This window comes from Gorillibacterium terrae (assembly GCF_051594785.1).
Taxonomy (GTDB): domain Bacteria; phylum Bacillota; class Bacilli; order Paenibacillales; family NBRC-103111; genus Gorillibacterium.
The window spans coordinates 202,556-227,432 of the sequence record NZ_JBPPGI010000003.1 but is presented as its reverse complement, the minus strand read 5'-3'; the positions used below and the strand labels follow the sequence as shown (position 1 = coordinate 227,432).

Here is a 24,877-nt window from a genome sequence, read left to right as displayed (position 1 = left end):
CTCTCCCGATGAAGGTTTAATTCTCCGGCTGAACGGCCTGCGGTTGAACGTGCCCGAATTCCGATACGGAGCGCAAGCGCTCATAGACGGGCACCGGCAGCGGAACGCCCGTTGCCTCCACCGCCAGCCAGACGGCTCCCACCACCGGCTCCACCTGCAGCCGGACCAGCCGGGCGGCGGGAGCGGCCATCTTCACCGCTTCCCGCACGGGGTCGAGCACAAAGTCCCCCTCTCCCCGGGTCAGAATGCTGCCGGCCAGAACCACGTCGAAGCTCTCGCCCGCCATGCCGAGCCGCTCGATCACCGCCTTCGCGCTCAGACCCAGCTCGGCGCCCTGCCCGCGAAGAATCTCCCGGGCGACGGCATCTCCCTGCTTCGCCGCTTCGAACAACAGCTTGGCGAGGCGTAGCGGCGGCGTTCGGCCGTGGTCGAGGTAATCCTCGAACATCGCGTCCACGCTTGCGTACCCAAGGTCCTTCAATACCAGCGGGGTCAGCCGCGTCGGCCGCCCGCGCCCGTCCCAGGCGCGGATGACCGCCCGGAACGCTTCCACGCACAAGGAGCCGCCGCCGCCGAAGTCGCCGAACAGGTACGAGAATCCGCCGCATTGATAGCTCTCTCCCGACGGGCTCACTCCGGCACTGTTGGTTCCCGTGCCGCAGATCAGGACGACGCCGTAAGGGCGGTCGGTTCCCGCCCTCAGCGCGGTCATCGTATCGCAGACGATCGCATGCCGCGGGAAGCCGAGCTCGGCGATCATCGGCCGGAGGATCGTGTAGTCGGCCTCCCGGTCGGCTCCGGCCAAGCCGAAGCAGGCGAACGCAATCGCCTCTCTCGTCAGACCGGCCTGCTCCAGCGCCATCTCCGCCGCCGCGCGGATATTCCGCTTGGCCTCCGGGTATCCGGTCTGATGGTTGCCGTTGCCGCTCTGCCCCTTGCCCACGACGGTTCCTTGCTCATCGACGATCAGCGTGTAGGTTTTGCTTCCCCCGCCGTCGACGCCCAAATAATAGTTCAACGGTTTCACTCCTGCGTTGGTCAGATTCGCTTAGAGAGGCCGCCCCCGGCATTGGTTACTTGTTTACCCGGTCGAGCAGCTCCTTCAGCTTCGTTTGGATCACCGGCAGTACGTCCTCCACCCGCTTATCGCCGTTCTCGACGCCGGACAGCTCATTGATGAACAGCTCGTTGATCTGCGAGTAATTGGAAATGAGGTGATTGTAGGATTCGAAGCCGTACTTGTACGCCCCCTCGAACACCTGCTTGATGCCGTTCGGATCGATGCCTTCGAAGTGGCTGTAGTATTTCTCGGCGGCCGCCTGGTTGATGGGCGGGTTGCCGCCGCTCAGCTCGATCGATTGCTCCTGAATGTCCTTCGAGATCAGGAACTTGATCCACTCCAGCGCTTCCTGCGGATGCTTGGAATCCTTCAGCACGAACAACGGGTCGACGTACAGCACGCTGCGGACCTTCCCGTTCGGGTTGTAGGGAACCGCCGCCACCCCGACCTTGAAGTTGAAGTTGGAGGCCGCGGCGAGGCTCCAGGAGCCGACGACGGACATGCCGATTTTGCCGGAGAGGAACGGATCGCCGTATTGGCCGGATACCGACTGGGAGAACGCCGGCGTCGGGGACACCTTCTTGTCGTAGATCAGGCCGTAGATCGTCTTATACGCGTCCACGACCTCCGGCTTCGTCAGGTTGATCTCCGACGGCTTGCCGCCGTTCGTCCAGGTATCCTCGGAATAGACCTCGGCGCCGAAATACTGCGGCCGCTGGTCGCGCTCGCCGAAGCCGAAGTCGACGCCGTATTGGGCTTCGTTCAGGTTCTTGGAGTCGACCGTCAGCTTCTGGGCGTATTCGACCATCTTGTCGAAGGTCCAGCTCTTGTCCTCGTAGTCGGTCGGCGGGTAAGACAGCCCGGCCTTATCGAACAGGTCCTTGTTGTACAGCATGACGGTGACGTAGCTGTTCAGGGGAATGCCGTAGGTCTTGCCGTCGACCTGATAAATCGACATCACGTCTTCGGGGATGTTGAAATCGGAGGCCTTGAAATCGCCCAGGTACGGCGTCAAATCCATGAGCATGCCCTTGCTGTAATACTCCATGAACCCTCCGTAGCCCCAATGCGAGGTAACGTCCGGGGAATTCTTCGCGGCGATGGACGACTGCAGCTTGGAGTCGAACTGCTCGTACGGCGCTTTGGTGATCTTGACCTTGATGTTCGGATGCAGCTTCTCGAACGCCGGAACCAGCTTCTCGACGAATGTCCGGTCGGGCGAGTCGATGGTGTAATGCGTGATCGTCACCTGCTTTTCCTTGCCGTCTCCCTGCTTGCCCGTGCATCCCGTCGCCGCGAGCGACAGGGCGAGCAGGCTGCCGAAGGCAGCCGGTACCCACTTCTTGATCATCGTTCCCGTTCCCCCTCAAAAAGGATAATGAAAGAGCGAAGCTATGAAGCATGGTTCACTTGATGCCCGTCATGACGATGCCCTGGACGAATTTCTTCTGTGCGGCGGCGAACAGCAGCACGATCGGCAGAACCGACAGAATCGAGGCGGCCATCAGCAAATGCCAAGGCGCCAGGCGGAATTTCGAAGACAGCATCGCCGCCATACCGACGGGAAGCGTGAAGTTCTCCTTGGAATCCAGGTACAGCACAGGGCTCAGCAGATCGTTCCAGCTCCAGATGAAGGAGAAGATCGCCACGGTTGCCAGGGCCGGCCCGGCGAGCGGCAGCGTCAAATTCCAGTACAGGCGAAACTCGCTGCAGCCGTCGATGCGACCGGCGTCGTAGAGCTCCTCCGGCATCGTCGAGAAGAACTGCTTCAGCAGGAAGATCATGTAGGCCGATCCGAAGAAGGACGGCAGGATGAGCGGCACCAGGGAATCATGCAGCCCCAGGTTCATGAACAGCAGGAATTGCGGGATCATGATGGCCGGGTAAGGAAGCATGAGGGTGCTGAGCACCAGCAGGAACAGGATGCCGCTGCTTCTCACCCGGTAGCGGGCAAACCCGAAGGCGACGAAGGAGGATGACAGGAGCGTGCCGATCACGGTACCGGCGGCGACGATCAAGCTGTTCTTGTATTGCTGGCCGAACATGATGTCGCTGTTCGTGAACAGCTCGCGGAAATTCCCCCAGGCGTATTCCTTCGGCAGGAACGTCGGCGGAAACACCAGCAGCTCCTTCGGATTCTTCAGCGAGGTGGTGATCATGAACCAGACCGGCGACAGCATAATGATCGTCGTCGCGAGCAGGATCAGGAAGCCGGCCAGCTTCGCCGGGTCCACCCGCCGTTTTTTTCCCGCCGGGACGGTTACGGGATACCCTTGGTCGGGATGCGCCTTTCTCGCAGCCGTTCGCATCAATCGCGTCCCCCCTCGTAATAGACAAACCGGTTTGACGTGCGCATGATCAGATAAGTAACGAGCATTACCGCTACGAGCAGCAGCCAGGCCATGGCCGAGGCATAGCCGTAACGGAAGTTCTTGAAAGCGTTGATGTAGATGTCGTAGACGTAGAACCAGGTGGAGTAGCTCGGTCCGCCCTTCGTGATCGTATACGCCTGCGTGAACACCTGGAACGAATCGATGATGCCGATGATCATCTGGAATAGGAAGACGGGCGAGATCATGGGGAATGTGACGTTCCAGAACGTTTTCCAACGGCCGGCGCCGTCCAGCCTTGCGGCTTCGAGCAGCGGAGCCGGCACGCCCTGCAGGCCCGCCAGGAAGATCAGCATCCCGCCGCCCATGCCCCAGAACGACATGATGATCAGCGCCCAGAGCGCAAACCGGGCATCGAGGAACCAATGAATCGGGTCGACGCCGAACAGCGATAGCACGTAATTGAACAGCCCGGCTTGCGGATTGAACACCCAGAACCAGAGCAGAGACATGGACACGCCGGAGATCATGCTGGGAAAATACATCGCCGTCCGGAAAAACCCGCGAAACGGGACCTTCTGATTGATCAACAGCGCGAACAGGAGAGACAGGAACAGCGTAATCGGGACGCTGATGAAGGTGTACTTCAGCGTCACGGTGACGGAATTCCAGAAGTGACCGTCGCCGAACAGCTCCTTGAAGTTGGCCAGCCCCACGAACACCGGCGCGTGGATGATGTCGTAATCGGTGAAGCTGTAATAGAAGGATGCGAGAATCGGATACAACGCAAAGACGAGAAACCCGATGATCCAGGGCGAGACAAAAAAATAGAAATGCCTGCTTTCGCGCCGCTGACCCCTGCTGCGCTTCATGGAAAGCCCCCCTCCGGTTGATGTGCGTCTTATGGCGGTACCGCTTTCAAAGAAAGATGCAGATGGAACTCGCCCTCCCTGGGCCGGGCCATCGGATGGAGAGGATGGGGCGGCGATATCCGTATGCGATCTTCCTTGAAAGTTAAAGCGTTTTAACTTTAAGGCAAGTTTACCGCATCCCGCCCGCCTGCGCAAGCCCAATTGCAGCCTTTTTGCGGCTGCCTGCTGCGGTCCTGTCCGCAGGCAAAAAAGGCCTTCCTTCGTACCGGAACGAATTCCGGCGGAAGGAAGGCCTATCGCTTCTGGCCTCAAGCTCCCGGCGAGCGGGGAGCGGCGGTGGATTCCCGTTCGATCAGCTCGGGATCGAACTCCAGGGTAACCTGGCGCGAGCCGGGCTCGCGAATCCGCTTCAGCAGCAGGTCCACGCCGTGCTTGCCGATGTTCTCGAACGGCTGGCGCACGGTGGTCAGGCGCGGGCGGAACTCCGACGCGTACACCTGATCGTCGAAGCCGACGATCGAGATCTCGTCCGGCACGCGAATTCCCGCATTCTTGCAGGCGTCCATCGCGCCCAAGGCGATGAAATCGTCGGCGGCGAACAAGGCCGTCGGCAGCCGGCCCGCGGCGATCCATTCGCTCGCCGCGCTGTAGCCCGAGGGGATATCGAATTCCCTCCGCTCGACCCCGAACGGCGTCAGGCCGGCCTCAGCGAGCGCCGCGAGGAAGCCCCGTTCGCGTTCCCGGCTGCTGAGGAAGGACTTCGGTCCGCCGATGAACGCAATCTCCCGGTGCCCGAGGCCGATCAGATGCCGGGTCGCGTCGTAGCCGCCCTTGAAGTTGTTGACGAATACCATGGAGGCGGCCGGGTAACGCTCCTGGCTGTCGAGGATCACGAACGGAATTTTTCGCTTCTTCAGCTCCATGACGTACAGGTCCGCGTTCATGGGAGACAGCAGAATGACCCCGTCCACCCGATCCTCCTGGAACATGGAGCGGCGGAAGGCCTCCTCGTCCCCCTGCGAGATCGAGAGCGCGAGAAAATAGCCCTGGTCCATCAAGCATTCGTTGACTTCCTTGACGATGGCGTCGAGGACGGAGTCATGCAGCGTCGTCAGGGTCAGCCCGATGATGCCCGTCCTGCCGCTCGCCAGGCTGCGGGCCGAGGCGTTCGGGTGGTAATTCAGCTCCCTCATGGCCTGCAGCACCTTTTCCCGGTTCTTCGGGCGAACGGACGCCGATTGATTCAGCACCCTCGACACCGTCACCACCGACAAGCCCGATTTTTTGGCAACATCCATTATACTGACCTTCATGAGCCACCCGTCTCCCGTGAGTCCTTAGTTAAGAGTAACGTTACCACAATATCCGGCAAAATTCATCAGGGACGCTCCGGCCTCTCCGTCGTGATTCGGAGTTGGAAAGGGGCTTAGAATCCAGTAAAAAGGAGAGGCCGCGGCCCCTCCCTGTTCTCCGTGCTCGCTTGCGCTAGTTCTTCCAAATCACCGACTTGCTGAGCGCCGTCCAATCCGGCTGCAGGAACCCGATCCGCCAGATCGCGATCCCCTTCAGGCCGTAGCGCTTGGCGAGGCCCACCTTGGCCCCGATGGTCGAGCCGGTCTCGTTCCACGAAGAGATGCCGAGCAGCAGCTTGTCCTTCGGTACTTCCTTCAGCGCAAGCCGGATGGCTTCATCCACCTTGCCCAGCGGTTCCGGCGTCTTGTCCTGTCCGTAATCGTACGCCATGAGCACCAGCCGGTCGGCCGTCTGTCCGAGCGTCTTGTAGTCATATCCCTTGAACGAGCTGTTGAGCGGGTGCAGGACGATCGTCAGGTCGAGCCCGGCCGCATGGGCCCGGACAGCCAACTTCTTCACGAACGCGTTATAATCCGTCCGCGCCTTGGCGATGTCGCCGCTTAAGCCGAGCCCCTCCAGATCGAGCGTAATGCCGCCGAAGCCCTTGGAGGTCGCCGTCTCCAGGATGGAGGCGATGGTGCGCTCCTGGAGCGCGGCATCCTCCAGGTTCTTGGTCAATTCGCCCTGTCCGTCGACGGAATAGACCATCAGCGAGGCTTCCGTTCCGCCCGCTTCCGCCCCCTGAACGATCGCCTCCGGCGTCGTATCCCCGTCCGGCTGCGGCCAGCGGAAGTCCGTTCCCTTCGTCGTAAACTCGCCGCTGCGGTCGATTTGGCTCCAACCGAAGGACACCTCGTCGAAGCTCGGCAGATACCCGATTTCGCTATAAGAAGAGATGGCGTAATAGGCCATGGTGTACAGGTCCTTCTTCGGCGACGTGATCGTCACGGTCTGGGTACTTTGCGTCCAGGACACCGCCGCGCCGAATTGCTGGCTGAAGAAGCTGAGCGGAATCAGCGTGCTGCCTCCCACCACGGACGGCGCTTGCAGCAGCGCCACGGCCTTGCCGTTCACCAGCGCCTGCTTGCTGCCGACGGTGAGCACCACCGTCTTCGTCCCCGCGGCATCCGACTTGGCCGCCGTGATCCGGTTGGTCTTCTGCTCCCATTGAACCGTAATCCCCAGCGCCTCGGAGATGGCCCGGAACGGCACGAGCGTCGTTCCCTTGACCACGATCGGCGCCACCGGAAATGGCAGCGGGTAGCCGTCCAGCAGAATGGTCACGTCGGCCTTTGCGGTTGCCGAAGCGGCCGCGACCGGCGCCGCCGCCTGCGGCAGAATGGCGGCCGCGGCCACGCTGAGCGCCAATGCTATGCGTCCCCTATGGTTCAAACGTATCCTCTCCGTTTCCTTTGGATTCATGTCGGGCTCGGAGCGAGCCGCTTTATTCTAAGCCGACGGTTCGCTCTCGCAATCTGGGAATCTAGCGGGTCTTCCGTTGCTAGTTTACCATAAAACAGACGGCCGAAGCCGGTCAAAGGTTCCAGCCCCTGGAAGCGACGGACCGGATGGCGCGTCGTTTGCCGCTTGGAGCTCCGGTCCCTTCGGGTCCATCGGATACCTTAAGATACGAAAAAACCCTCGAAGGGCGGGCCCCGAGGCCGCTTCGAAGGTTATGGTCTTGGCTTGCTTGCTGAAGGCCGGCGTGTCTCAGCCAAACTGCCAGGCGGTCAGGCTGAGGCTCCCCCATTGGTAGCTGCGATGGAGCAGCCGGGCCTGCCGATCCGCGTCCGCGCTGCCCATGGCCAGAAGCAGCGGGATAAAGTGCTCGTTCGTCGGAACCGCCAGCTCGGCGTGCGGGGCGAGCTGCTCATACTGAAACAGCTCCTCCGTATTCCAGGCCGTGAGCCTCTCTTCCATCCAGCGGTCAAACTCCAACGCCCAGGGGGCAATGGCATCCGGCCCCGCTCCCCAGGAGATGCGCCGCAGGTTGTGAACGACGCCCCCGCTGCCGATCACCAGGATGTCCCGCTCCCGCAATTGGCCGATGGCCCGGCCGAGCTCGTACTGCTCCCGGTTGGTCCGATGCCGGTTGACCGACAGGGCGACGACCGGAATATCGGCCTCCGGGAAGATCAGCTTGAGCACGGCCCAAGCGCCGTGGTCCAGCCCGCGCACGGCATTAAGCCGGCTGGGCACGTTCGCGTCGGACAGCAGACCCGCGATCTCGGCGGCCAGCTCCGGCGCTCCGGGCGCCGGGTAGGTCATCTGATACAGCTCGTCGGGAAATCCCGAGAAATCGTAAACGGTGCCGTATGTCTCGGGAGCTCCCACTTCCTGGACCGGGCTCTCGTAATGGGCCGAGAAGAGGACGATCCCCTTCGGCCTTGCCGGAAGCGTAGAAGCGAAGCTTTTCAGATACTGCGTGTAAGCATGGTCCTCGATCACGAGAGAGGGTGCCCCGTGGGCGAAGAAATAAGCGGGCATCATGGCCGTTCACTCCTTTATTTTGTGATGGATGGTTCAGGGCTTACGGCGAACCGGTTCACCCGTTAGGGAGCGGGTTAGCGCCCCTTGCTGCCAAAAAGCAGGTGGTCGACCGACCAGCGGGACCGATCGGCAAAGACCAGATAGAAAGCGACAAGCGCGAACGCCACATCCAGCTCGTAGCCGGGGGACTGCCCGTCGCCCAGCAGCCCCGCGGACAGCTTCGTGGTCAACACCGCCCCAGCCAGGACGCCGATCAGGACGACGGATACGGTGCGGGTGAACAAGCCGAGGATCAGGAGCAGCCCGCCTGCCAGCTCGACGGCGACCACTCCGTAAACGGAGAAGGCGGGAAGGCCGAGGCTCTCGAACGATTGCCCGACGGAGCCGAGGCCGGTCTGCAGCTTGTCGATTCCGTGCGCCAAAAACAGGATTCCGAGAACAATTCTCATTACCGCGGTAACGAGGTCCATCTTCATGGCTTTATCTCCTCGCTTTATAACTTATAGGAATGATTTATTTGTAAATATTATAGATTTTCCGCTGGATTGTCAACTGAATTATTGCTAATATAGATATAAATTCGGAAATACTAATAAAACCAATCCTCAAATCGAGGGAAAGGGGGAGCGCTCATGGACATCGGTTCCTCCATCCGAGCCATCCGCAAGCGCAAGAATATCACCATCGCCCAAATTTGCGAACGAACCGGCTTGTCCCAGGGCTTTATGAGCCAGGTGGAGACGAATAAAACCTCTCCGTCCATCGGCACGCTGGAAAACATCGCCGAGGCGCTGGAGGTTCCGCTCGCCTACCTCCTGCTGCGCAAGGAGGAGCGGATGAGCGTGGTGCGGGCCGGGGAGCGAAAGGAGACAACAAGCGGCCCGGACCGCTTACGCGTATCCCAGCTCGGCTCGACCCGCCACGTCCGCCTGGTACTGGTGGACCTTCCGCCGGGCCAATCGACGGGGGATGAGCCGCGGGCCCATGAAGGCGAGGAGGTGCATCTCGTCCTGGCGGGCCGCGTTTTGGCCGAGCAAGGAGAGGACCGCGCCGAGCTGGAAGCGGGCGATTCGTTCAGCTGGCACGCCTGTACGCCGCACCGGGTCAGCAACCCGGGAAGCGAGACGGCCCGGGTGCTGATCGCGGTATATACCGAGGAGCCCCAGGACACGGCTTGGTAAGGGAAAGCGAGAAGCCGAGGTCTCTTCGACCCTTAAGCAGAATCCGAAAAGCCGAGGGATGCCGTTATGGGAACGGTATGCCTCGGCTTTTTCTAGTTCAGTTGGTAGGTTGCAGGTTTAAGGGAAAAGAAGTTCCTCCGACAGGCGTCACCCGCTATCAACCCTTGACGGCCGCTTTTGCCGTCGCAAGCGCCGCGATCACCTTGTCGCACCACTCGTCGAACACCGGGTCCTCCGTCTGCAGCTCGGGGTGCGCGAGCACATAAGCGACGGTCTCCTTCAGCCCCTGATCGAGCCGGGTAGTGGCGGTGAAGCCGGGAACGAGCCGCTTCAGCTTGGCGTTATCGAATACGACGCTGTTCGCCTTGTCTCCGTGCAGCGGTCCCCAGAAGTCGCCGGGCCAGCATTCGGCCAGAAAATCGGACGCCACGTGCACGGCGTTCAGCTTCACGCCGAGCGCGTCGGCCAGAATGGAATAGATCTGATTCCAGGTCACCGACTCGTCGGACGTGATCTGGACCGCTTCGCCGATGGCGTGGATATTGCCCATGAGGCCGATGAATCCCTTGGCAAAATCGCGGTTGTGCGTCATCGTCCAAAGCGCCGTGCCGTCGCCGTGAATGAGCACCGGCTTACCGTCGAGGAGCCGCTTGGCGTTCTGCCAGGAGCCCTTGTCGCCGTGCAGGCCGAGCGGAATCGACCGCTCGTCGTAGGTGTGGCTCGGACGGACGATAGTTACCGGGAAGCCCGTTTCGCGGTACTGCTTCATCAGATATTCCTCGCAGGCGATCTTGTTGCGGGAATACTCCCAATAAGGGTTAGCAAGCGGCGTCGACTCTGTGATCCGGTAGTCGGACAGCGGCTTCTGGTAAGCGGAGGCCGAGCTGATGAAGATATACTGCTTGGTCTTGTCCTTGAACAAGCGGTAATCCCGCTCGAGATGGGCCGGCTCGAAGGCGATAAAGTCAGCCACGACATCGAATTCCAGGTCCCGGATCAACTCCGCAACCGCCGCTTCATCATAAATGTCTCCGGTCAGAACGCGAACGCCCTCCGGAATCCGATCCGTGCGGTTGCCCCGGTTCAGAAGATACAGTTCCCAATCGGTGTCGGCCAATTGCCGGGTGATGGCAGAGCTGATGATGCCGGTGCCGCCGATGAAAAGCGCTTTCAATTCATTCCACCTCCGTTGTGTTGTCCCTCTTCCTACTACGATAGCATGGACATGCTGGGAAGACAAACCACCAAGGTCCGCCAATGAACGGCAACCCATTTTCTCCCAAGGATTCCTCAGAGGTGAAATAAGAGATCGGGCAAACGCCCGATCTCATGAAGCAACAGAATATTGGATTGAGCGTTATGGAAACAAAACCCTTGTCGTCAACCGGTATAATAGCAGCGCGCTTTCTTGGCGACTGGTCGACTGATTCGTCCCGAAGACGAAAACATCGCCGGACTGCCCGAACAGCTGGGCTTTTTTCGCAAGCTCGTAGGAGGCCTTCGCCCATGAAGCGATTTCGGCGGGATCGGGGTCCGTGTTCGCGGTCTCGTTCGTCCCTTTATATCCGGCATAAGTTAGCGCTCGCGCCAGCATCACAACCATTTCCTGATGGCTGATCGTCTGATTCGGTTTGAATTCACTTCCGGTATAGCCGGTAATGATTCCGGCCTCCACGGCGGCATTCACATAGCGCTCATACCAGGATCCTCGAGGTACATCTTTGAAATGAATCGCAGCCGTATCGGAAACCATTAATCCCAGAGCCTTATCCAGCATGACGGCGAACTCTGCCCGCGTCACGGTCCTTTCCGGCCGGAAGGTACCGTCCCCATAGCCGGTAATGACCGATCGTCCTATGAGGGCTTGAATGCTTTCAGAATACGCTGCGGTTTGCGGCAAATCCTTCACCGCATGCTTTTCCCGTACAATGGCATATACCGAATTGCCTTTCCGGAACAAGGAAGCGGTGAGGACTCCGCCTTTTACCTCAAACTTGGCAGGGACGGGTGTGAAGGCTTTACTTACCGGATCATACACCATCCCGGCCAATTCGCCGATATCCAGATTTTCCACATTCGGGACTTGCAGGGTATGCTCCACATATCCATCGAAGGATTTCAGTTCTCGGGAACTTGACCCGGTAAGCTTAATCGTGAACTCCGTGGGTGCACCCACTGCGCTGCTTTTGCTGGGAAACTGCTTCTTCAGCTTATCGGAATAGCCGTTGTCAGCTTGTCCGATCGTGATGACAAGGCTGGAAGAGGTGTCGGTCGATTGGACTCTTGCCAATAGCTGAGAAACCTCTAGCGTTAAGGCCGCGCTTCCGGTTTCCAGGCGAAGATTGCCCGTTGGAAGCTTTGATTTAACATATTGAATAGTCTCCATTGGCAAGCGGAAGGAGAGCGTCTCCTCCTTGCCAGTTGCCGATAATGTAAGCATACCAGCCTTAATGGCTTCTTCGCTCAACTGCTGCTTGACGTATTCTGTGGAAACGTCCACTAATCCGATAGTCCTTCCGTCGCTTGCTGTATCCGATACAACCGACAATTGGGGGCTGGGACTGGCGACAGGCGGAATAAAGATGGGGCCGGCAGCAGGGCTATCCGGGTTCGAGGAGCCCGTCGGACTGGGACTGGGGCTTGCTCCAGGCCTAGGACTCGGACTTGGGCTGGGGCTTGCTCCAGGGCTGGGGCTCGGACTTGGGCTTGCTTCAGGGCTGGGACTCGGACTGGCCGTCGCCCCCCCGTTTCCGCTATCATCGGTGATTTCCGGTATGGTCACGGCGGTTAGATCGCTTTCGTATTTGCCCTGTACTTTTCGGCTAACCAAGATTTTCGATTTGGGCGGGCCGACATCGGCAATTTCCATGGTCACCTGATTGGCATTCGTTACCGTGACGGCTTGACTAAGCTGAAACCCATAAGGGGAGTAGACGGTAATTTGATCGCCCGGAGCAACGTTCCGAACCGTAACCTCATCGCTCTTTACCTTGTATTTGATGATGGACACGTCCTTGACTTCGATAACAGGCGATTTGAACCTCTTAAAATATTGCATGGTTCTCACCGGAGCCGCGGAATACTTGTCCGTGATAGTCAGTGCAAGCCCTACGCATCCGTTGGGAAGCGGCGTGCGTGGAAGCTCGATCGTGTAATCGGACCGTCCCGATGCAACCTGAACCAGCGGGTCGCCTACAACGGCGCTGCCATTATAGAACGATAGGGTATACATGGCATCCGTGCGGGTAAAGTCGCTCTTCCAGGTTGCCGTTCCTCCGATATAGCCGGGCTCGGAAATTTTATCCTCAAAGCGCAATGATCCGGGGGAGTAATCCGGCATATCCCAGAGCGACCCCAGACCGGGAATGGTATTCTCCGGCGTATCCTTGTTCGTAAGGGCATAGAGCCCGAGGTGCGTAGCAGCGGCCGGCACTTGAACCGGCTGAAGGTTGAAGTAGCGGAGCATCGTCCCCGTCGTGTATACAAATGGACCATCACCAGTTGGTATGGAAGCCAGACGATTGCCCTGCGCATCCAGGAAGAACAGCTGGTAGCTCTTTACGTTCCCTTCATTTTCATCTACATGAAAGCTCAAGATCCCGGAAACCCAGCCTGCTCTTCCGTCGGTGTCCGATAGAGAGACGTTTTGAGGAATCGTTCCAGAGGAGCCATATCCCATTAAATCGGACAAGCCATTAAATTTGAACAGCTTTTGTGAAGCGCCCAAAAAGAAAGTCGGATCACCGCTCACTGGATCGCTCTGAACAAACACCGAGCTGGGAGAAAACGGAAGAGTCGCTATCTTTTCCTGCGTATCCCGGTTATAGATGCCCGTCTTGCCCATGACCATCCCATCGGAATCGGCCATGATCGTCTCGGGAAAGCTGCCCACTACACGATCAAGGTCCGTCGTCTGGCGGCGCTGATCGTTTAGGTATAAGTCCGAACCTTGCACGAAGAGGCTTGCGGTTAATTGAGCTCCAACCTCTACTTGCCTTTCCTCAGACAAGTTATCTCCTCGCAATTGACGGAGAGTTCCATAATTCTCTATGTAAAACAGTTTATCCGTCAAAGAATCATAATCGGCCGCGAGTACATTCTTATTCTCCTCAAACAGGACATACCGTTCGGTCTGTCCGTTCGCAGCGGAGAATCGATCCTTTTCAGGCCAATAGAAAGTCCAATCCTTCGCCGGAAGGACCCGGGTCGGATATCCCTTTACCACGAGCCGACTGATTGGGGCGGTTTGGATATCATGGGTGTCGACAATGCCGATAGCCGTTTCTCCCTGCAAGGCGATATACAGCTTTCCTTCGTAGAGTGCAACATGGACCGGCCGGGAACCGACAAACCGCTTCGCCGCTACGGAAAGATCGCTTTTGTTGAGAGCAACCAGTTCGTCGGTAGCCGAAGAAACCCCGTACAGGAAAGCGGAACTCTTGTCGGTCGTCCAACTATCAATGGGATAATTGCTGTCCACGCGGTGATTGTTCGCCGTGAACTGGAGCGAAGGCAAGGGCTGCGAGCGAACGAGCGCGTACGCTTCAATGGTTTGATCCGCTGTGCGCTGAAGATAGGTCAATCCGTTGTCGCCAATGAGCGCCCGGTTTGCCGGATAAGGATACGCTGTCACCATCTGATAGCGGTCCCGGTCGAACAAACCGCTTTCCGTAGCCACGAGTCCGCCCCTCACATCCAACACTTGAGCATCGTATTGGTAGGGAACCGTCGTCGGATAAGTGCCAATCGTATCCGCAACGTTGGCCGCGTTCAAACGGGAACCTCCGTAGAACACGGAAGCTCCCTCTAAAATAGGGGGACTATCGATGTTGTTAACTCCATAACCGCCATGAAAGGCGCTCTTGGCCAGTGTTTCTTTGGTAACGTAATTAATTGCGGTGATATTGCTGCCGGTGCTCCCCGTTTCCCCCATATACAAGGTGTTCGTCAGAGGATCCACCAGAAGAGCAGGGTTGATTAACCAAGCCTTGCTGAAGCCTTCGTTTTGGCCGCTGGACCGGTCGAACCGGAAGACCGAATAGCCATTCTCCCTATTGAGGGGGGCATAAAAAATCGCATCCTCGGTAACCGCCAGATAACGGGGATTGCCTATTGTATCAATAGCTTGGATCAGGCTACCGCTCCGGGGATCGACGACCTTAATCTTAGCTTCCCCGGACAAAGCGATGAACAGCAAGCCGTCGAACAATTCGATGTCGGTCGGCTTGTTGCCGATTGCGATCTGGTTGTTTACCGTCAAGTCGTCCGCGTTAAGGATCACAAGCTGATTGGAATCGCGGGTTACGGCATTGATGGTCCCCGCTTCCCGATCGTAAACCCAATCCGTGACAGAAGCATTCAAGGTCACGGAATGAATAGCCGACAAGATTGGTATGGGAGGAGCCGAGGAAATGGAAATTCTCGCTTCCGCCGAAGCAGACGATCTTTGACTCGGTATAAACGGATTAACAACGAGCATAACAAGCAACGCCAGCAAGAATTGGTTGAGCTTGCGATTCAATGGCCGCATCCTTCCCATCCCCCGATACCTAGTATCAAAGCTCTATGTATCTTCGTCGCCCACTATATTTTTCCTTTTCAGCATATGGAAAAAAATATTTTTTACAGAAAAATCCCCCTGAGAGTTGCGACTCGCTCTCTCAGAGGGATTTCCGGTTTCCCCCTTGCTATATATAGGTGTGCTGCCGATCCTCGTTCAGCTCAGCTTCCAAAGCGCCGGCACATTGGCCGGCTCCCAGCCGACGAGGGAAGTGTGCGGCTGCAGGCAGATGTACGTCTTGCTGCCATAGGTCACTTGGTCGCCCGCCTTATAGGCGACGCCCGCCGCCCATGCGGTTACGCCCGGGGTAGCGGTCGGAGCCACCGTGGGGGTGGCGGTAGGCGTCGCGCTCGGCGTCGGCGTCACGGTCGGCGAAGAGGTAACGTTCGGCGTAGGGGTCGCCGAGCCGCCAGGGCCGACCGTCTTCCACGGACCGTAAGCGCCGCTCAGATCGGGCCGGTCGCCCTGCGTCCACCACTTGGCCTCGTAGATGACGCCGTTGTAGCTCACCTGCTGGCCCTGCGTATAGACGGCCGTCGCGCTCCAGGCAGGGATGCCGCCCGTCGGTGTCGGTGTGGCCGTAGCCGTCGGCGTCGGCGTAGTGGTTGCCGTCGGCGTCGGCGTTGCGGTTGCCGTCGGCGTCGGCGTTGCGGTTGCCGTCGGCGTGGCGGTAGCCGTCGGCGTCGGCGTCGGGGTTGACGTCCCTCCGCCCAGATCGGCGTTCAGTTTGTTCAGCAGCGTCCCGTTGCGGTCGCTGCTCGTCTCCCAGAACATGGCTCCGGCGAGGCCCTTGGTCTTCACATAAGCCGTCTTGGCACCGATGGACTGAGCGTCGTCGTAGGTGATGAACGTCTGAGCGGTCGGATTATACAGATAGGGAACCTTCGCCGTATCGTTCCAGTACCGGGTATAGCCGTTCTTGTTGATGTAATTGTTCTCCAGATCGTAGAAGTCGTAGCTGCCCTTCTCCCACGTGCCCGTAGACGAGACGCCGGCAGCTTTTTGATATTGGCCGCCGTTCGTCGCATTCGTTACGCCGCCCCAGCCCCGGCCGTAGAACGGCAGGCCGAGCACCAGCTTGGAAGCGGGGACGCCGTTCGCGAGATAGGCGGCAACGGCCGCGTCGATGTTGAAGTGCTGCGGGTCCTCCAGCCCGGTCCCGGCAGCGGCCGGATCGTAATAGAGCGGCGCATTGTGGCCGGTGGTCGTGCTCCAGCCGCCGTTGAAGTCATAGGTCATGATGTTGATCCAGTCGACCACGGCTGCGATGCCGCTCAGGCTGTTGTTCTGGATATAGGTTGGGCCGGCGCCCGAGGCGATGGTCAGAAGATAGGTTTTGCCATCCGCCTGACCGGCCGCATTCAGCTTCTCGCGAATTTTCTGCAGGAGCAGCACATAGTTCTGGCCATCCTGCGGGCGGTAGCTGTTACCGGCGAGGCCGCCGCTGACCGGGTATTCCCAGTCAAGGTCAACCCCGTCCATCTGGTATTTGCGGATGAAGTCCACGGCGGAGTTGGCGAACGTCTCGCGGGTAGCGGCGGAGGCCGCGACATCGGAGAAGCGGTTCGACCAGGTCCAGCCGCCGACCGAGATGACCGTCTTCAGGTTCGGATTCCGCTCCTTGAGCTTCCACAGCTGCTTCAGGTTGCCTTTGATCGGGTCGTCCCACTTGTCGTCGCCGAAGCTCTTCTGCGCGTCGATCCAAGGGTCGCCGAGAACGACGGTGCCGTTCGGAACCGAAATCGTCTGGCCCTGCTCGTTCTGACAGGACCATGTGACGGGATTGGGGCCGGTCGGATCGGGGTTGCCATGCTTGCCGTCCCAACAAATGTCGGCAAACGCATAGTTGATCACGTTCATCTTGGTCGGATCGATGTCGGTGACGTTATAGGCCCGGCCATAAGCGGCCCACGAGGCGTAATAGCCGACGAGCTTGTAGTTGGCGGCGGCCTGTGCCGGCCTCTGGTTGGCGCCAAGCGAGGAAATGAGAGCGACGAGCAGCGCGGCGATGAGAACGACAGACCAAGTGCGGCGAAGTTTTCTTTTTTGCGGCATTGCGAATTTCCCTCCTTCAGAATGGATGTGGGTCGAAGCTGCATTTGTTGCCATCGGTGCGAACGTCCGACAACCGCCTATGGCCTGACCTGGAGTCCTCTCGATGATTCGGGAAACGATCCGCCCTCCCTTCTCCTCCCTCTTATCTCCCAGCGAATGGTAGAATAGATCGCCAGACGCAGAAGAGATACTTCTATTTTTATACAAATTATGTAAAATTGCTAGGGATAAAATTGAAGATAAGAGGGATAGAATCCTCTGGTAGTAGAGGATTTTCTCCTAGGACAAAAGCGGGTTTATCTCCAAGCAGCAGAGCTTCCGCCGGTTATTCCCGCGCCCGGCGCCAGTGCCGCGGGCTCTCTCGCCAATCTCGCAGAGCTCGATAGGGAACTCGATAGGGAACTCGAGGCGACACTCTGATTTCACATATTTGTGTCATGATTCCTGACACCTCTGCCCAGCGTACACGCTTCGTTAGGCAACGATGCTTGCATGCGGCTTTCTCTCCGCTCCCGGGCGCACAAAAAAAAGCCATGCCCGCGGCATGGCTCTCAGTGAACTCCATTCATGCGAGGATCGGCGGCTATTCGAAGACTCCGCCCGCCGCCTCCCAGCGTGCGACCTCTTCCCGTACCCGCGGCGCTACCTCCTTGCCCAGCAGCTCAATGGCCGCCATGACCTCCGCATGCGGCATCGAGCCGAGCGGCATGTGCAGGAAGAAGCGGGTAACCCCGACGTTTTTGCGCAGGTGAATGATCTTCTCCGCCACCGTCTCGGGGTCGCCGACATAGAGCGCACCCTCCAGGCTGCGGGCGGCATCGAAGGTCGCCCGGGTGTACGGAGCCCAGCCCCGCTCGCGGCCGATGACGTTCATGCTCGCCTGGGTCGAAGGGAAGAAGCGGTCGGCCGCCGCTTCCGTATTCCGGCCGACGAAGCCGTGCGAATGCGAGGCTATGGCCAGCTTGGCCGGGTCGTGGCCGGCCTTAGCCGCCGCCTGCTTGTACAGCCGCGTGAGCGGCGCAAACTGCTTCGGGCTGCCGCCGATGATGGCGAGAGCGAGCGGCAGCCCGAGCAGCCCGGCGCGGATGACCGACTCCGTATTGCCGCCGCTCGCAATCCAGACGGGCAGTGGATTCTGTACCGGACGCGGGTATACCCCGAGTCCCGGGATGGCAGGACGGTGGCCGCCCCGCCACTCGACCTTTTCCGACTCGCGCAGCTTGAGCAGCAGCTCCAGGCTCTCGTCGAACAACTCATCGTAGTCGTTCAGATCAAATCCGAACAGCGGGAACGATTCAATGAAGGACCCGCGCCCCGCCATGATCTCCGCCCTTCCGCCGGACAGCCCGTCCAGGGTGGCAAAATCCTGAAACACCCGGACCGGGTCCGCCGACGACAGCACCGTCACCGCGCTGGTCAGCCGAATCCGGCTCGTCTCGTGAGCCGCCGCGGCCAGCACGACGGCAGGCGAGGACGCCGCATAATCCTTGCGGTGATGCTCCCCGACCCCGTACACGTCGAGTCCGACCCGGTCGGCCAGGATAATCTCCTCCACCACCTCCCGAAGCCGCTCGGCATGGCCGATCACCTTACCGGTGTCCATATCCGGCGTCGTTTCCACAAACGTGCTGATTCCGATCTCCATTGCCCTTCCTCCTTCGCTTAAGTCCTGTGAGGAATCCTCACCCCGCGCGGACGGACGCCTTCCAGCATGGCCCGCTTCCTCTCCTCAGTTTACCCGCTCGCCGCCCGAATACCAAATCGGCCGAGCCCGGTCCTCCCCGATTCGCGGTACTTTGTTAGATTGCCTTTCATATTCTGGAAAAGGAGAGCCTTCGGCGAGTCTTCGAGAAAGGGGACGGCGATATGGAAATGTGGGCGGAAATGGAGAAAGCGGGCTGTGAGCAGCTTGTCTTCGCTCATGACGCGGACAGCGGTCTGAAAGCGGTGGTGGCCATTCATAACACGAAGCTGGGACCGGCGCTCGGGGGCTGCCGGATGAAGAGCTACCCCTCCCAGGACGAGGCCGTGCGCGACGCCCTACGGCTCGCCCGGGGAATGACCTATAAATCGGCTATGGCCGGCCTGCCCTTCGGCGGAGGCAAAGCCGTGTTGCTGGAGCTGCCCGATCCGCAGAAGCGGGCGGCGGGCTTCCGCGCCTTCGGTCGGTTCCTGGAAAAGCTGAACGGCGCCTATGTGACCGGACTCGACCTCGGAACGACGGTCGCCGACATGGACCGCATCCGGGAAGAGACCGATTATGTCACCGATACCTCCGGCTCGCTTGGCGCGGCCGGCGACTTCACCGCCCGGATGACGGCGTACGGCGTCTTTCTGGCGATCCGCGAGGGGCTGGCTTACCGGAAGCCGACCGCCGGAAGTCCTTATGGAGGACCGGCTTCGGCAGCCGGAATGCCCTCATCCGCCGCGGCTGCAAGCCTGGCGGCTTCGGCCGCCGGACCGAATCCGTCGCCTGCGCCTGCTCCTCGGCTGGACGGGACAACGGTCGCCGTACAGGGGGCGGGCAAGGTCGGTTATTTTCTCTGCCGGTACCTGCATGAAGCCGGGGCCCGGCTGTTCGTCTCCGATGTCGACGCGTTCCGGCTCGATCGGGTCGTGCGCGAGTTCGGCGCTGTTCCCGTCTGGCCCGAGCGCATTCACGAGACGGAGTGCGAGGTGTTCGCGCCTTGTGCAGTGGGCGGGGTTCTGAACGACGCCACTCTCCCGGCCCTGAACTGCGGCCTCGTCGCCGGAGCCGCCAACAACCAACTGCTCGAGCCGCGCCACGATGCGCTCCTTCGGGAGCGGGGCATTCTGTACCTTCCCGATTACGTCATCAACGCCGGCGGCATCATCGTGACCGCCGCCGAGCTGGAGGGCCGAGACGCGGAATCGGCGAAGCGCCACGTCGAGCGGATTCCCGGCACGCTGCGCCGGGTCCTGCAGCATGCGGACGCGCAGGCTCTTCCGCCCTCCGAGGCGGCGGATCGGCTGGCGGAGAAGATATTGGCTCGCGGATTCTTCCGAGAATAGGCGAGAAGACGCCCCATTCCGTTGGTCCCCGTTCTTCTGTCCAAAGCGGGAAGAAGACGGCTCTTTCGCCTGGCCCGACCGATGGTAGCCTGACCGATGGGAGCCCGGCTGAAGAAGGCGCCTTGGGGGAGATTCCGCTTGCTCCCCCTCCGGGCCTCGGATCGGGCCCCGCACAGCCGCCGCTCCCCGCACTGTTCGTTCCGCCTTGAAATGCGGCGGCCGGCTGTGCGAGAATAAGGGCGACGATCCGGCGCGATACCGCTTTCACGAGTAGGAGCCGGATTCCACCTAAGGAGGAATTTCATCATGAGAACCATCAAGCTCGGCACCAGCTCGCTGGAGGTGCCGGTTCTTGCGGTCGGCTGCATGCGTCTCGACTCGCTGGACAAGCCGGAGGCGGAGCGGTTCGTCCAGACTGCACTGGACGAAGGCGCCAACTTCTTCGACCATGCCGATATTTACGGCGGCGGCCGCTGCGAGGAAATCTTCGCGGACGCCATCCACATGAGCCCTTCCGTGCGCGAGAAGATCATCCTGCAATCCAAATGCGGCATCCGGCAGGGCCAATTCGACTTTTCCAAGGAGCATATCCTCGAAGCGGTGGACGGTATCCTGGCCCGGCTGAAGACCGAGTATCTCGACGTGCTGCTCCTGCACCGCCCGGATGCGCTGGTCGAGCCCGAAGAGGTCGCCGAAGCGTTCGACCGGTTGGAGAGCGCCGGCAAGGTCCGCCACTTCGGCGTATCCAATCAGAAGCCGATGCAGATCGAGCTGCTCAAAAAGCACGTCACGCAGCCGCTCGTCGCCAACCAGCTCCAGCTCAGCATCACCAATGCGACCATGATCTCAAACGGCATCAACGTCAACATGGAAAATGCGGCGGCGGTCGACCGCGACGGCAGCATTCTCGATTATTGCCGGCTGCACGACATCACCATTCAGCCCTGGTCTCCGTTCCAATACGGGTTCTTCGAAGGCGTGTTCCTCGGCAGCGACAAGTTCCCCGAGCTGAACCGCAAGATCGATGAAATCGCCGAAAAGTACCGGGTTGCCAACACCACCATCGCCATCGCCTGGCTCCTGCGGCATCCGGCCGGCATGCAGCCGGTGACGGGTACGATGAACACGGAGCGGCTTAAGGACTGCTGCAAAGCGGCCGATATCCGCCTCTCCCGCGAGGAATGGTACGCCATTTACCGCGCGGCGGGCAATGTTCTGCCCTAAGCCGCGAGCCCGGCGGCCAGCCCGGCATCCACGCCGGCAGACGCAAAAAGGCAACTCCATCCAGAGCGGATCGGAGTTGCCTTTTTGCGTGTTGATCTAGGTGCGGACGCCGGCAGGCTCAAACGCGAGCGGTCAGCGACTTGGCGAACTTCGCCGCCAGTCGGCGCGGCACGAGCAGGGCCGCGACCCTGCCGAGGCGATTGGTCGCGCCGGTAATGAGGACACGCCGGCCCCGGTGCATGACGGCAATCCCGAGCCGGGCGACCCGCTCGGCGGTCATGACGCGTCCGCCGAACATCTTCGTGCCCTCCGCCCCCGCCGCCGCTCCGAAGCCTGTTTTCGTCGGGCCGGGACAAAGCGCAGTAACCGTGACGCCGGTTCCGGCGAGTTCCTCCGCCAACGCTTCGGACAGGGAGAGGACATACGCCTTCGACGCGCAGTAGACGGCCATTCTCGGCCCCGGCACGAACGCCGCCATGCTGGCGACCTGAAGAATCCGGCCCCGCCTGCGGACCTTCATACCGGGAAGCACCAGGCGGGTCAGTTCGGTGAGCGCACCGATGTTGAGCTGGACCATCTCTACTTGGCGGTCTGCCCCGAGCTCGTCGAAATCGCCGACCAGACCGAAGCCGGCGTTGTTGATGAGCACGTCCGCCGCCCATCCCCGCTTCTCCAGCTCCTCGAACACCTCGCGCGCCGCATGCGGACGGCTCAGGTCCTTTGGCAGAAGAAGCATCTCCCATTCCGGATGTTCCGCCTGAATTTCCTTCAGCCTCTCCTCGTTCCTCGCCACCAGGACCAGCCGATAGCCGTCCTGGCCCAGCAGCTTGGCGAACTCGTAGCCGAGCCCGCTCGTCGCACCCGTAATGACCGCCGTACCGCCCATAGAATCGTCCTCCCGCCCTTACTTGCCTGCTTTGCTCCCATCATAGAAGCATCAGACTTCCAAATCAAGCTCCAGCGCCGCGTTCAGCAGGCGGAGGATCAGAACGGCCGCTTCGGCCCGCGTAGCCGGAGCATCCGGCTCGAAGCGGCCGCCGCCCTTGCCGGTCACAATCTGCGATGCCGCGAAAGCGGCGATCGCATCCTTGGCCCAATGGCGGCCGATGTCCGTGAAGGCCGGAGCGGTTCCGCCCCCCTTCGGAACGGCGACCCGTGCCATCACGGTGACGATCTCGGCGCGCGTGATCCGCTGGTCGGGCCGGAACGAGCCGTCGGCATAGCCGGTGACGATCCCCTTGTCCGCCAGCGCGGCGATCGGCTCCGCCGCCCAATGGCCCCGCGTGTCGCGGAAGCCGGAGACGGCCGAATCGGCGGCGGGCACATGCAGCGCCGAGGCCAGCATGCGGGCGAATTCCGCCCGCGTGACGCCAGCTTCCGGCCGGAAGGTGCCGTCTCCGTAACCGCCGACTACGCCGAGCCGGGCCGCGGTGCGGATGCCCTTATAGCTCCACAGCGACGCCGGAACGTCGCGGAAGGACGGAGCCGCGGCATCGGCCTTCTGGCCGACGGCCAAGCGGACCGCCTCCGCGTTTGCGGCGCTGCCGATCAGTGAGGCCGACGGGCTACCCGTCGTCGCCGATGCTTCAGGCAGAGGCGACGGAGAGACGGATACCGCCGGCTGCGGAACCGGCACGCCGCCGCCCGGGAACGGCAGCGAGCCGCCCGGCGGGAACGGCCCCGGCACTCCTCCCGGCACAGCGGAAGGCGAAGGCGCCGGATCGGGGTTCGGCTGAGCCGATTGTCCGGGCGACGGGCTGACCGCAGGCGTCGGCGATGCGCCGCCCGCGCCGGGCGAAGGCGTTACCGCCGGTGCGGACGGACTCGGCGTGGCTGTGCCCGACGGCGTCGGAGTGACGCCCGGCGACACACTGGCGGCGGGCGATGGCGACGCACCGGTTACGGGACTCGGCGAGGGTGTTGCCGTCGCCGGTGCAGAAGCGCTCGCAGAGGGCGTCGACGAAGCCGAAGGCTTCGGCGTTGGGTTCGACGAAGAGCCCGGTTCGGGCGAATAGGACGGGCTCGGAAGCGGGCTGGAGTCCGGTCCGTTCCCGCCCTCGGAGCCCGAACCGCCCCCGCCCCGGACGGACACGGCTGTCGTCAAGGTGACGCCGCCATAAGCGAAGCTTACGGTCGTCTCGCCTTCCCCGGCGAACCGAACGATTCCTTTGCGGCTCACGGCGGCAACCGATTCGTCCCCGCTCGTCCACAGCCCCAGATCGGTCGCATCGACAAACGAGCCGTCGGTCATCCGGGCATTGACGGCGATGGCGATCTGGCCGTCCCCCGCCTGAACGTCCAACCGGTCTCGGCTGGGCAGCAGTTCTTCTACCCGAACATCGCCCGGGTTCGCCGCCTTGACGGTCAGCACGAAGTCCTTGCGGTCGAGTGCGCTGTTATAGCTGATGAAGGCCGAGAAGACCACGGTCGAATCCACGGCGGAAGGCGGAGTTACGGTGCCGTCGTCGGCGACGATGGCCGGGTTGCCGCTGCGGTAGGTGATCGTCGAGCCCCGTTCTCCCTGGGTCAACAGCCCGAAGGAGCGGGTAACCGACGCCGCATTGTCCGGCTCGGCAAAGTACAACTGCACCTGCTGCTTATCGAAGGCGACCCGGTCGGCATCCGACTCTATCTGCTTCAGCACCACCAAGTCAAAAGAACGCACAAGCGGAGGCTGAGCCGCCACGTCGAGGGCAGCCGTCAGCCGGACCGCTGCATCCCCGAGCAAATAACCGGGACGAACCACCTTGCCGTTTGTTCCGAGAATTTCGGGGTTGCTGCTCGTCCAGACGATCGGGGCCCCCACCGCTTCCGCCGGAAGCGACAGGTCCTGCGTTATCGCAGACGCCGCGTCCCCGGCGGCAAACCCGAGGGCAAGACCGTCCAGCGCCCCGCGAAGACGCGAAATGAGCTCCGCATCCGGGGTCGGGGATACGGCCGCGACCGTCACCTTATAAGCTGCGGACAGCCCTTGGTACACCGCGGTGATGACCGAGCTGCCGGCGGCGAGCCCGGTTACCGTTCCTCCCGCGGCCGACGCCGCCGCAGGGTTGCTGGAGGACCAATCGGCCCAGGCGGGATCGATCGCTTCCGCCTGCTCCGTGCCGAGGTCGGCCCGTCCGCTCAGCGTCAGCTTCAAGCTTTCCCCGGGGGCAAGCAAATTCCGCTCGGCGGATAATTCCAGCAGCGAGTAAGCCGGAGGACCGCCGTCCGTCCGCTCAGCCGCAGACGGCGAAAATAGCCCCACGTCGTTTGAAGCGGGACTATCGGCAACAGCGATGCCCGCAAACGACGTGAGGAGCAAAACAAGCGGCAGGAGCTGCGACAGGATGCGGTGAATTCGTCTGGATGTCATTTCCGTGATTCCTCCTGGCTGGTGAATCGATTCGATCATGGTACACATGTCGCTCCATAATCTACCATAATTCTACAAGAGTCAACCCCCGCTACCTGTTAGAAATCTCCCTTTTTCGGGACAAATCGCAGAATTGTCGCAAATTTGTTCGTTTTTACGCACATCTGGGCGACAGGGCGGCGGATCGGTATCCGCTTGCTCCATGCGCTCTGGCCGCATCGGGGTTCTCGGCCGGGACGCCTGGGTCGGAACCGACAGATTTTAGCCGACGCTGCGCCTTACCGACCGTTGGGTGATGCCTGCGCCGCTCGCGGACGCTTTGCCTTCCACACCGCGAGTGTCTTACCCCGTCGCGAATGAATCG

17 protein-coding genes are annotated in these 24,877 nt (G+C 60.9%); 3 read left to right on the top strand and 14 right to left on the bottom strand.

What is annotated here, in order from left to right:
* Positions 1-16 precede the first annotated feature (16 nt).
* From ACSEXS_RS13665 to ACSEXS_RS13630, 8 genes are all read right to left on the bottom strand, one after another.
* Positions 17-1,018: an N-acetylglucosamine kinase gene (locus ACSEXS_RS13665; RefSeq protein WP_438433787.1), complete on the bottom strand. Its 1,002-nt coding sequence runs from the start codon at positions 1,016-1,018 to the stop codon at positions 17-19.
* A 55-nt stretch (positions 1,019-1,073) separates the two neighbouring features.
* Positions 1,074-2,411 carry an ABC transporter substrate-binding protein gene (locus ACSEXS_RS13660; protein WP_438433786.1) on the bottom strand — a complete coding sequence of 446 codons (1,338 nt, stop codon included), beginning with the start codon at positions 2,409-2,411 and terminating at the stop codon, positions 1,074-1,076.
* A gap of 55 nt (positions 2,412-2,466) precedes the next feature.
* Positions 2,467-3,369: a carbohydrate ABC transporter permease gene (locus ACSEXS_RS13655; RefSeq protein ID WP_438434043.1), complete on the bottom strand. Its 903-nt coding sequence runs from the start codon at positions 3,367-3,369 to the stop codon at positions 2,467-2,469.
* Positions 3,369-4,262: a carbohydrate ABC transporter permease gene (locus ACSEXS_RS13650; RefSeq protein WP_438433785.1), complete on the bottom strand. Its 894-nt coding sequence runs from the start codon at positions 4,260-4,262 to the stop codon at positions 3,369-3,371. The genes ACSEXS_RS13655 and ACSEXS_RS13650 overlap by 1 nt, the downstream gene beginning before the upstream one ends.
* Positions 4,263-4,570: 308 nt before the next feature.
* On the bottom strand, positions 4,571-5,575 hold the full coding sequence (locus ACSEXS_RS13645; RefSeq protein ID WP_438433784.1) for a LacI family DNA-binding transcriptional regulator: 1,005 nt from the start codon (positions 5,573-5,575) through the stop codon (positions 4,571-4,573).
* A 172-nt stretch (positions 5,576-5,747) separates the two neighbouring features.
* Complete coding sequence (locus ACSEXS_RS13640) at positions 5,748-7,007, bottom strand: stalk domain-containing protein (protein WP_438433783.1); 1,260 nt, start codon at positions 7,005-7,007, stop codon at positions 5,748-5,750.
* Between the two features lie 318 nt (positions 7,008-7,325).
* Positions 7,326-8,105 carry a dioxygenase family protein gene (locus ACSEXS_RS13635; RefSeq protein ID WP_438433782.1) on the bottom strand — a complete coding sequence of 260 codons (780 nt, stop codon included), beginning with the start codon at positions 8,103-8,105 and terminating at the stop codon, positions 7,326-7,328.
* A gap of 74 nt (positions 8,106-8,179) precedes the next feature.
* Positions 8,180-8,581 carry a DoxX family protein gene (locus ACSEXS_RS13630; RefSeq protein WP_438433781.1) on the bottom strand — a complete coding sequence of 134 codons (402 nt, stop codon included), beginning with the start codon at positions 8,579-8,581 and terminating at the stop codon, positions 8,180-8,182.
* 156 nt (positions 8,582-8,737) lie between these two features.
* On the opposite strand from ACSEXS_RS13630, the gene ACSEXS_RS13625 reads away from it, so the two are divergent.
* Positions 8,738-9,286, top strand: coding sequence for a helix-turn-helix domain-containing protein (locus ACSEXS_RS13625; RefSeq protein WP_438433780.1), 549 nt, complete (start codon positions 8,738-8,740; stop codon positions 9,284-9,286).
* Between the two features lie 157 nt (positions 9,287-9,443).
* Here the strand turns inward: ACSEXS_RS13625 and ACSEXS_RS13620 are convergent, their stop codons facing one another.
* The 4 genes from ACSEXS_RS13620 to ACSEXS_RS13605 form a co-directional block, all read right to left on the bottom strand.
* Positions 9,444-10,460: an SDR family oxidoreductase gene (locus ACSEXS_RS13620; RefSeq protein WP_438433779.1), complete on the bottom strand. Its 1,017-nt coding sequence runs from the start codon at positions 10,458-10,460 to the stop codon at positions 9,444-9,446.
* Between the two features lie 183 nt (positions 10,461-10,643).
* Positions 10,644-14,807 (bottom strand): S-layer homology domain-containing protein, encoded by a 4,164-nt coding sequence (locus ACSEXS_RS13615; RefSeq protein ID WP_438433778.1) that lies wholly within the window; start codon positions 14,805-14,807, stop codon positions 10,644-10,646.
* Between the two features lie 195 nt (positions 14,808-15,002).
* Complete coding sequence (locus tag ACSEXS_RS13610) at positions 15,003-16,901, bottom strand: glycosyl hydrolase family 18 protein (protein ID WP_438433777.1); 1,899 nt, start codon at positions 16,899-16,901, stop codon at positions 15,003-15,005.
* A gap of 583 nt (positions 16,902-17,484) precedes the next feature.
* Entirely contained in the window at positions 17,485-18,546 is a 1,062-nt protein-coding gene (locus ACSEXS_RS13605; protein ID WP_438433776.1) for an LLM class flavin-dependent oxidoreductase, read from the bottom strand.
* Positions 18,547-18,767: 221 nt separating this feature from the next.
* Here ACSEXS_RS13605 and ACSEXS_RS13600 point away from each other — a divergent pair, with 221 nt between their 5' ends.
* Positions 18,768-19,934 carry a Leu/Phe/Val dehydrogenase gene (locus ACSEXS_RS13600; protein WP_438433775.1) on the top strand — a complete coding sequence of 389 codons (1,167 nt, stop codon included), beginning with the start codon at positions 18,768-18,770 and terminating at the stop codon, positions 19,932-19,934.
* A gap of 306 nt (positions 19,935-20,240) precedes the next feature.
* Positions 20,241-21,158, top strand: coding sequence for an aldo/keto reductase (locus ACSEXS_RS13595; protein WP_438433774.1), 918 nt, complete (start codon positions 20,241-20,243; stop codon positions 21,156-21,158).
* A 118-nt stretch (positions 21,159-21,276) separates the two neighbouring features.
* Here ACSEXS_RS13595 and ACSEXS_RS13590 read toward each other — a convergent pair whose 3' ends face one another.
* Entirely contained in the window at positions 21,277-22,044 is a 768-nt protein-coding gene (locus ACSEXS_RS13590) for an SDR family NAD(P)-dependent oxidoreductase (protein ID WP_438433773.1), read from the bottom strand.
* A 51-nt stretch (positions 22,045-22,095) separates the two neighbouring features.
* The gene (locus ACSEXS_RS13585; RefSeq protein ID WP_438433772.1) at positions 22,096-24,513 is read right to left on the bottom strand and encodes an S-layer homology domain-containing protein; all 2,418 of its coding nucleotides are present in this window, start codon (positions 24,511-24,513) and stop codon (positions 22,096-22,098) included.
* Between the last annotated feature and the right edge of the window lie 364 nt (positions 24,514-24,877).

Coding starts and splice junctions, on each gene's coding strand:
- ACSEXS_RS13645 (WP_438433784.1), bottom strand. CDS start 5,575: ATGAAGGTCAGTATAATGGATGTTGCCAAAAAATCGGGCTTGTCGGTG.
- ACSEXS_RS13585 (WP_438433772.1), bottom strand. CDS start 24,513: ATGACATCCAGACGAATTCACCGCATCCTGTCGCAGCTCCTGCCGCTT.
- ACSEXS_RS13590 (WP_438433773.1), bottom strand. CDS start 22,044: ATGGGCGGTACGGCGGTCATTACGGGTGCGACGAGCGGGCTCGGCTAC.
- ACSEXS_RS13650 (WP_438433785.1), bottom strand. CDS start 4,262: ATGAAGCGCAGCAGGGGTCAGCGGCGCGAAAGCAGGCATTTCTATTTT.
- ACSEXS_RS13625 (WP_438433780.1), top strand. CDS start 8,738: ATGGACATCGGTTCCTCCATCCGAGCCATCCGCAAGCGCAAGAATATC.
- ACSEXS_RS13660 (WP_438433786.1), bottom strand. CDS start 2,411: ATGATCAAGAAGTGGGTACCGGCTGCCTTCGGCAGCCTGCTCGCCCTG.
- ACSEXS_RS13610 (WP_438433777.1), bottom strand. CDS start 16,901: ATGCCGCAAAAAAGAAAACTTCGCCGCACTTGGTCTGTCGTTCTCATC.
- ACSEXS_RS13595 (WP_438433774.1), top strand. CDS start 20,241: ATGAGAACCATCAAGCTCGGCACCAGCTCGCTGGAGGTGCCGGTTCTT.
- ACSEXS_RS13630 (WP_438433781.1), bottom strand. CDS start 8,581: ATGAAGATGGACCTCGTTACCGCGGTAATGAGAATTGTTCTCGGAATC.
- ACSEXS_RS13655 (WP_438434043.1), bottom strand. CDS start 3,369: ATGCGAACGGCTGCGAGAAAGGCGCATCCCGACCAAGGGTATCCCGTA.
- ACSEXS_RS13635 (WP_438433782.1), bottom strand. CDS start 8,105: ATGATGCCCGCTTATTTCTTCGCCCACGGGGCACCCTCTCTCGTGATC.
- ACSEXS_RS13605 (WP_438433776.1), bottom strand. CDS start 18,546: ATGGAGATCGGAATCAGCACGTTTGTGGAAACGACGCCGGATATGGAC.
- ACSEXS_RS13600 (WP_438433775.1), top strand. CDS start 18,768: ATGGAAATGTGGGCGGAAATGGAGAAAGCGGGCTGTGAGCAGCTTGTC.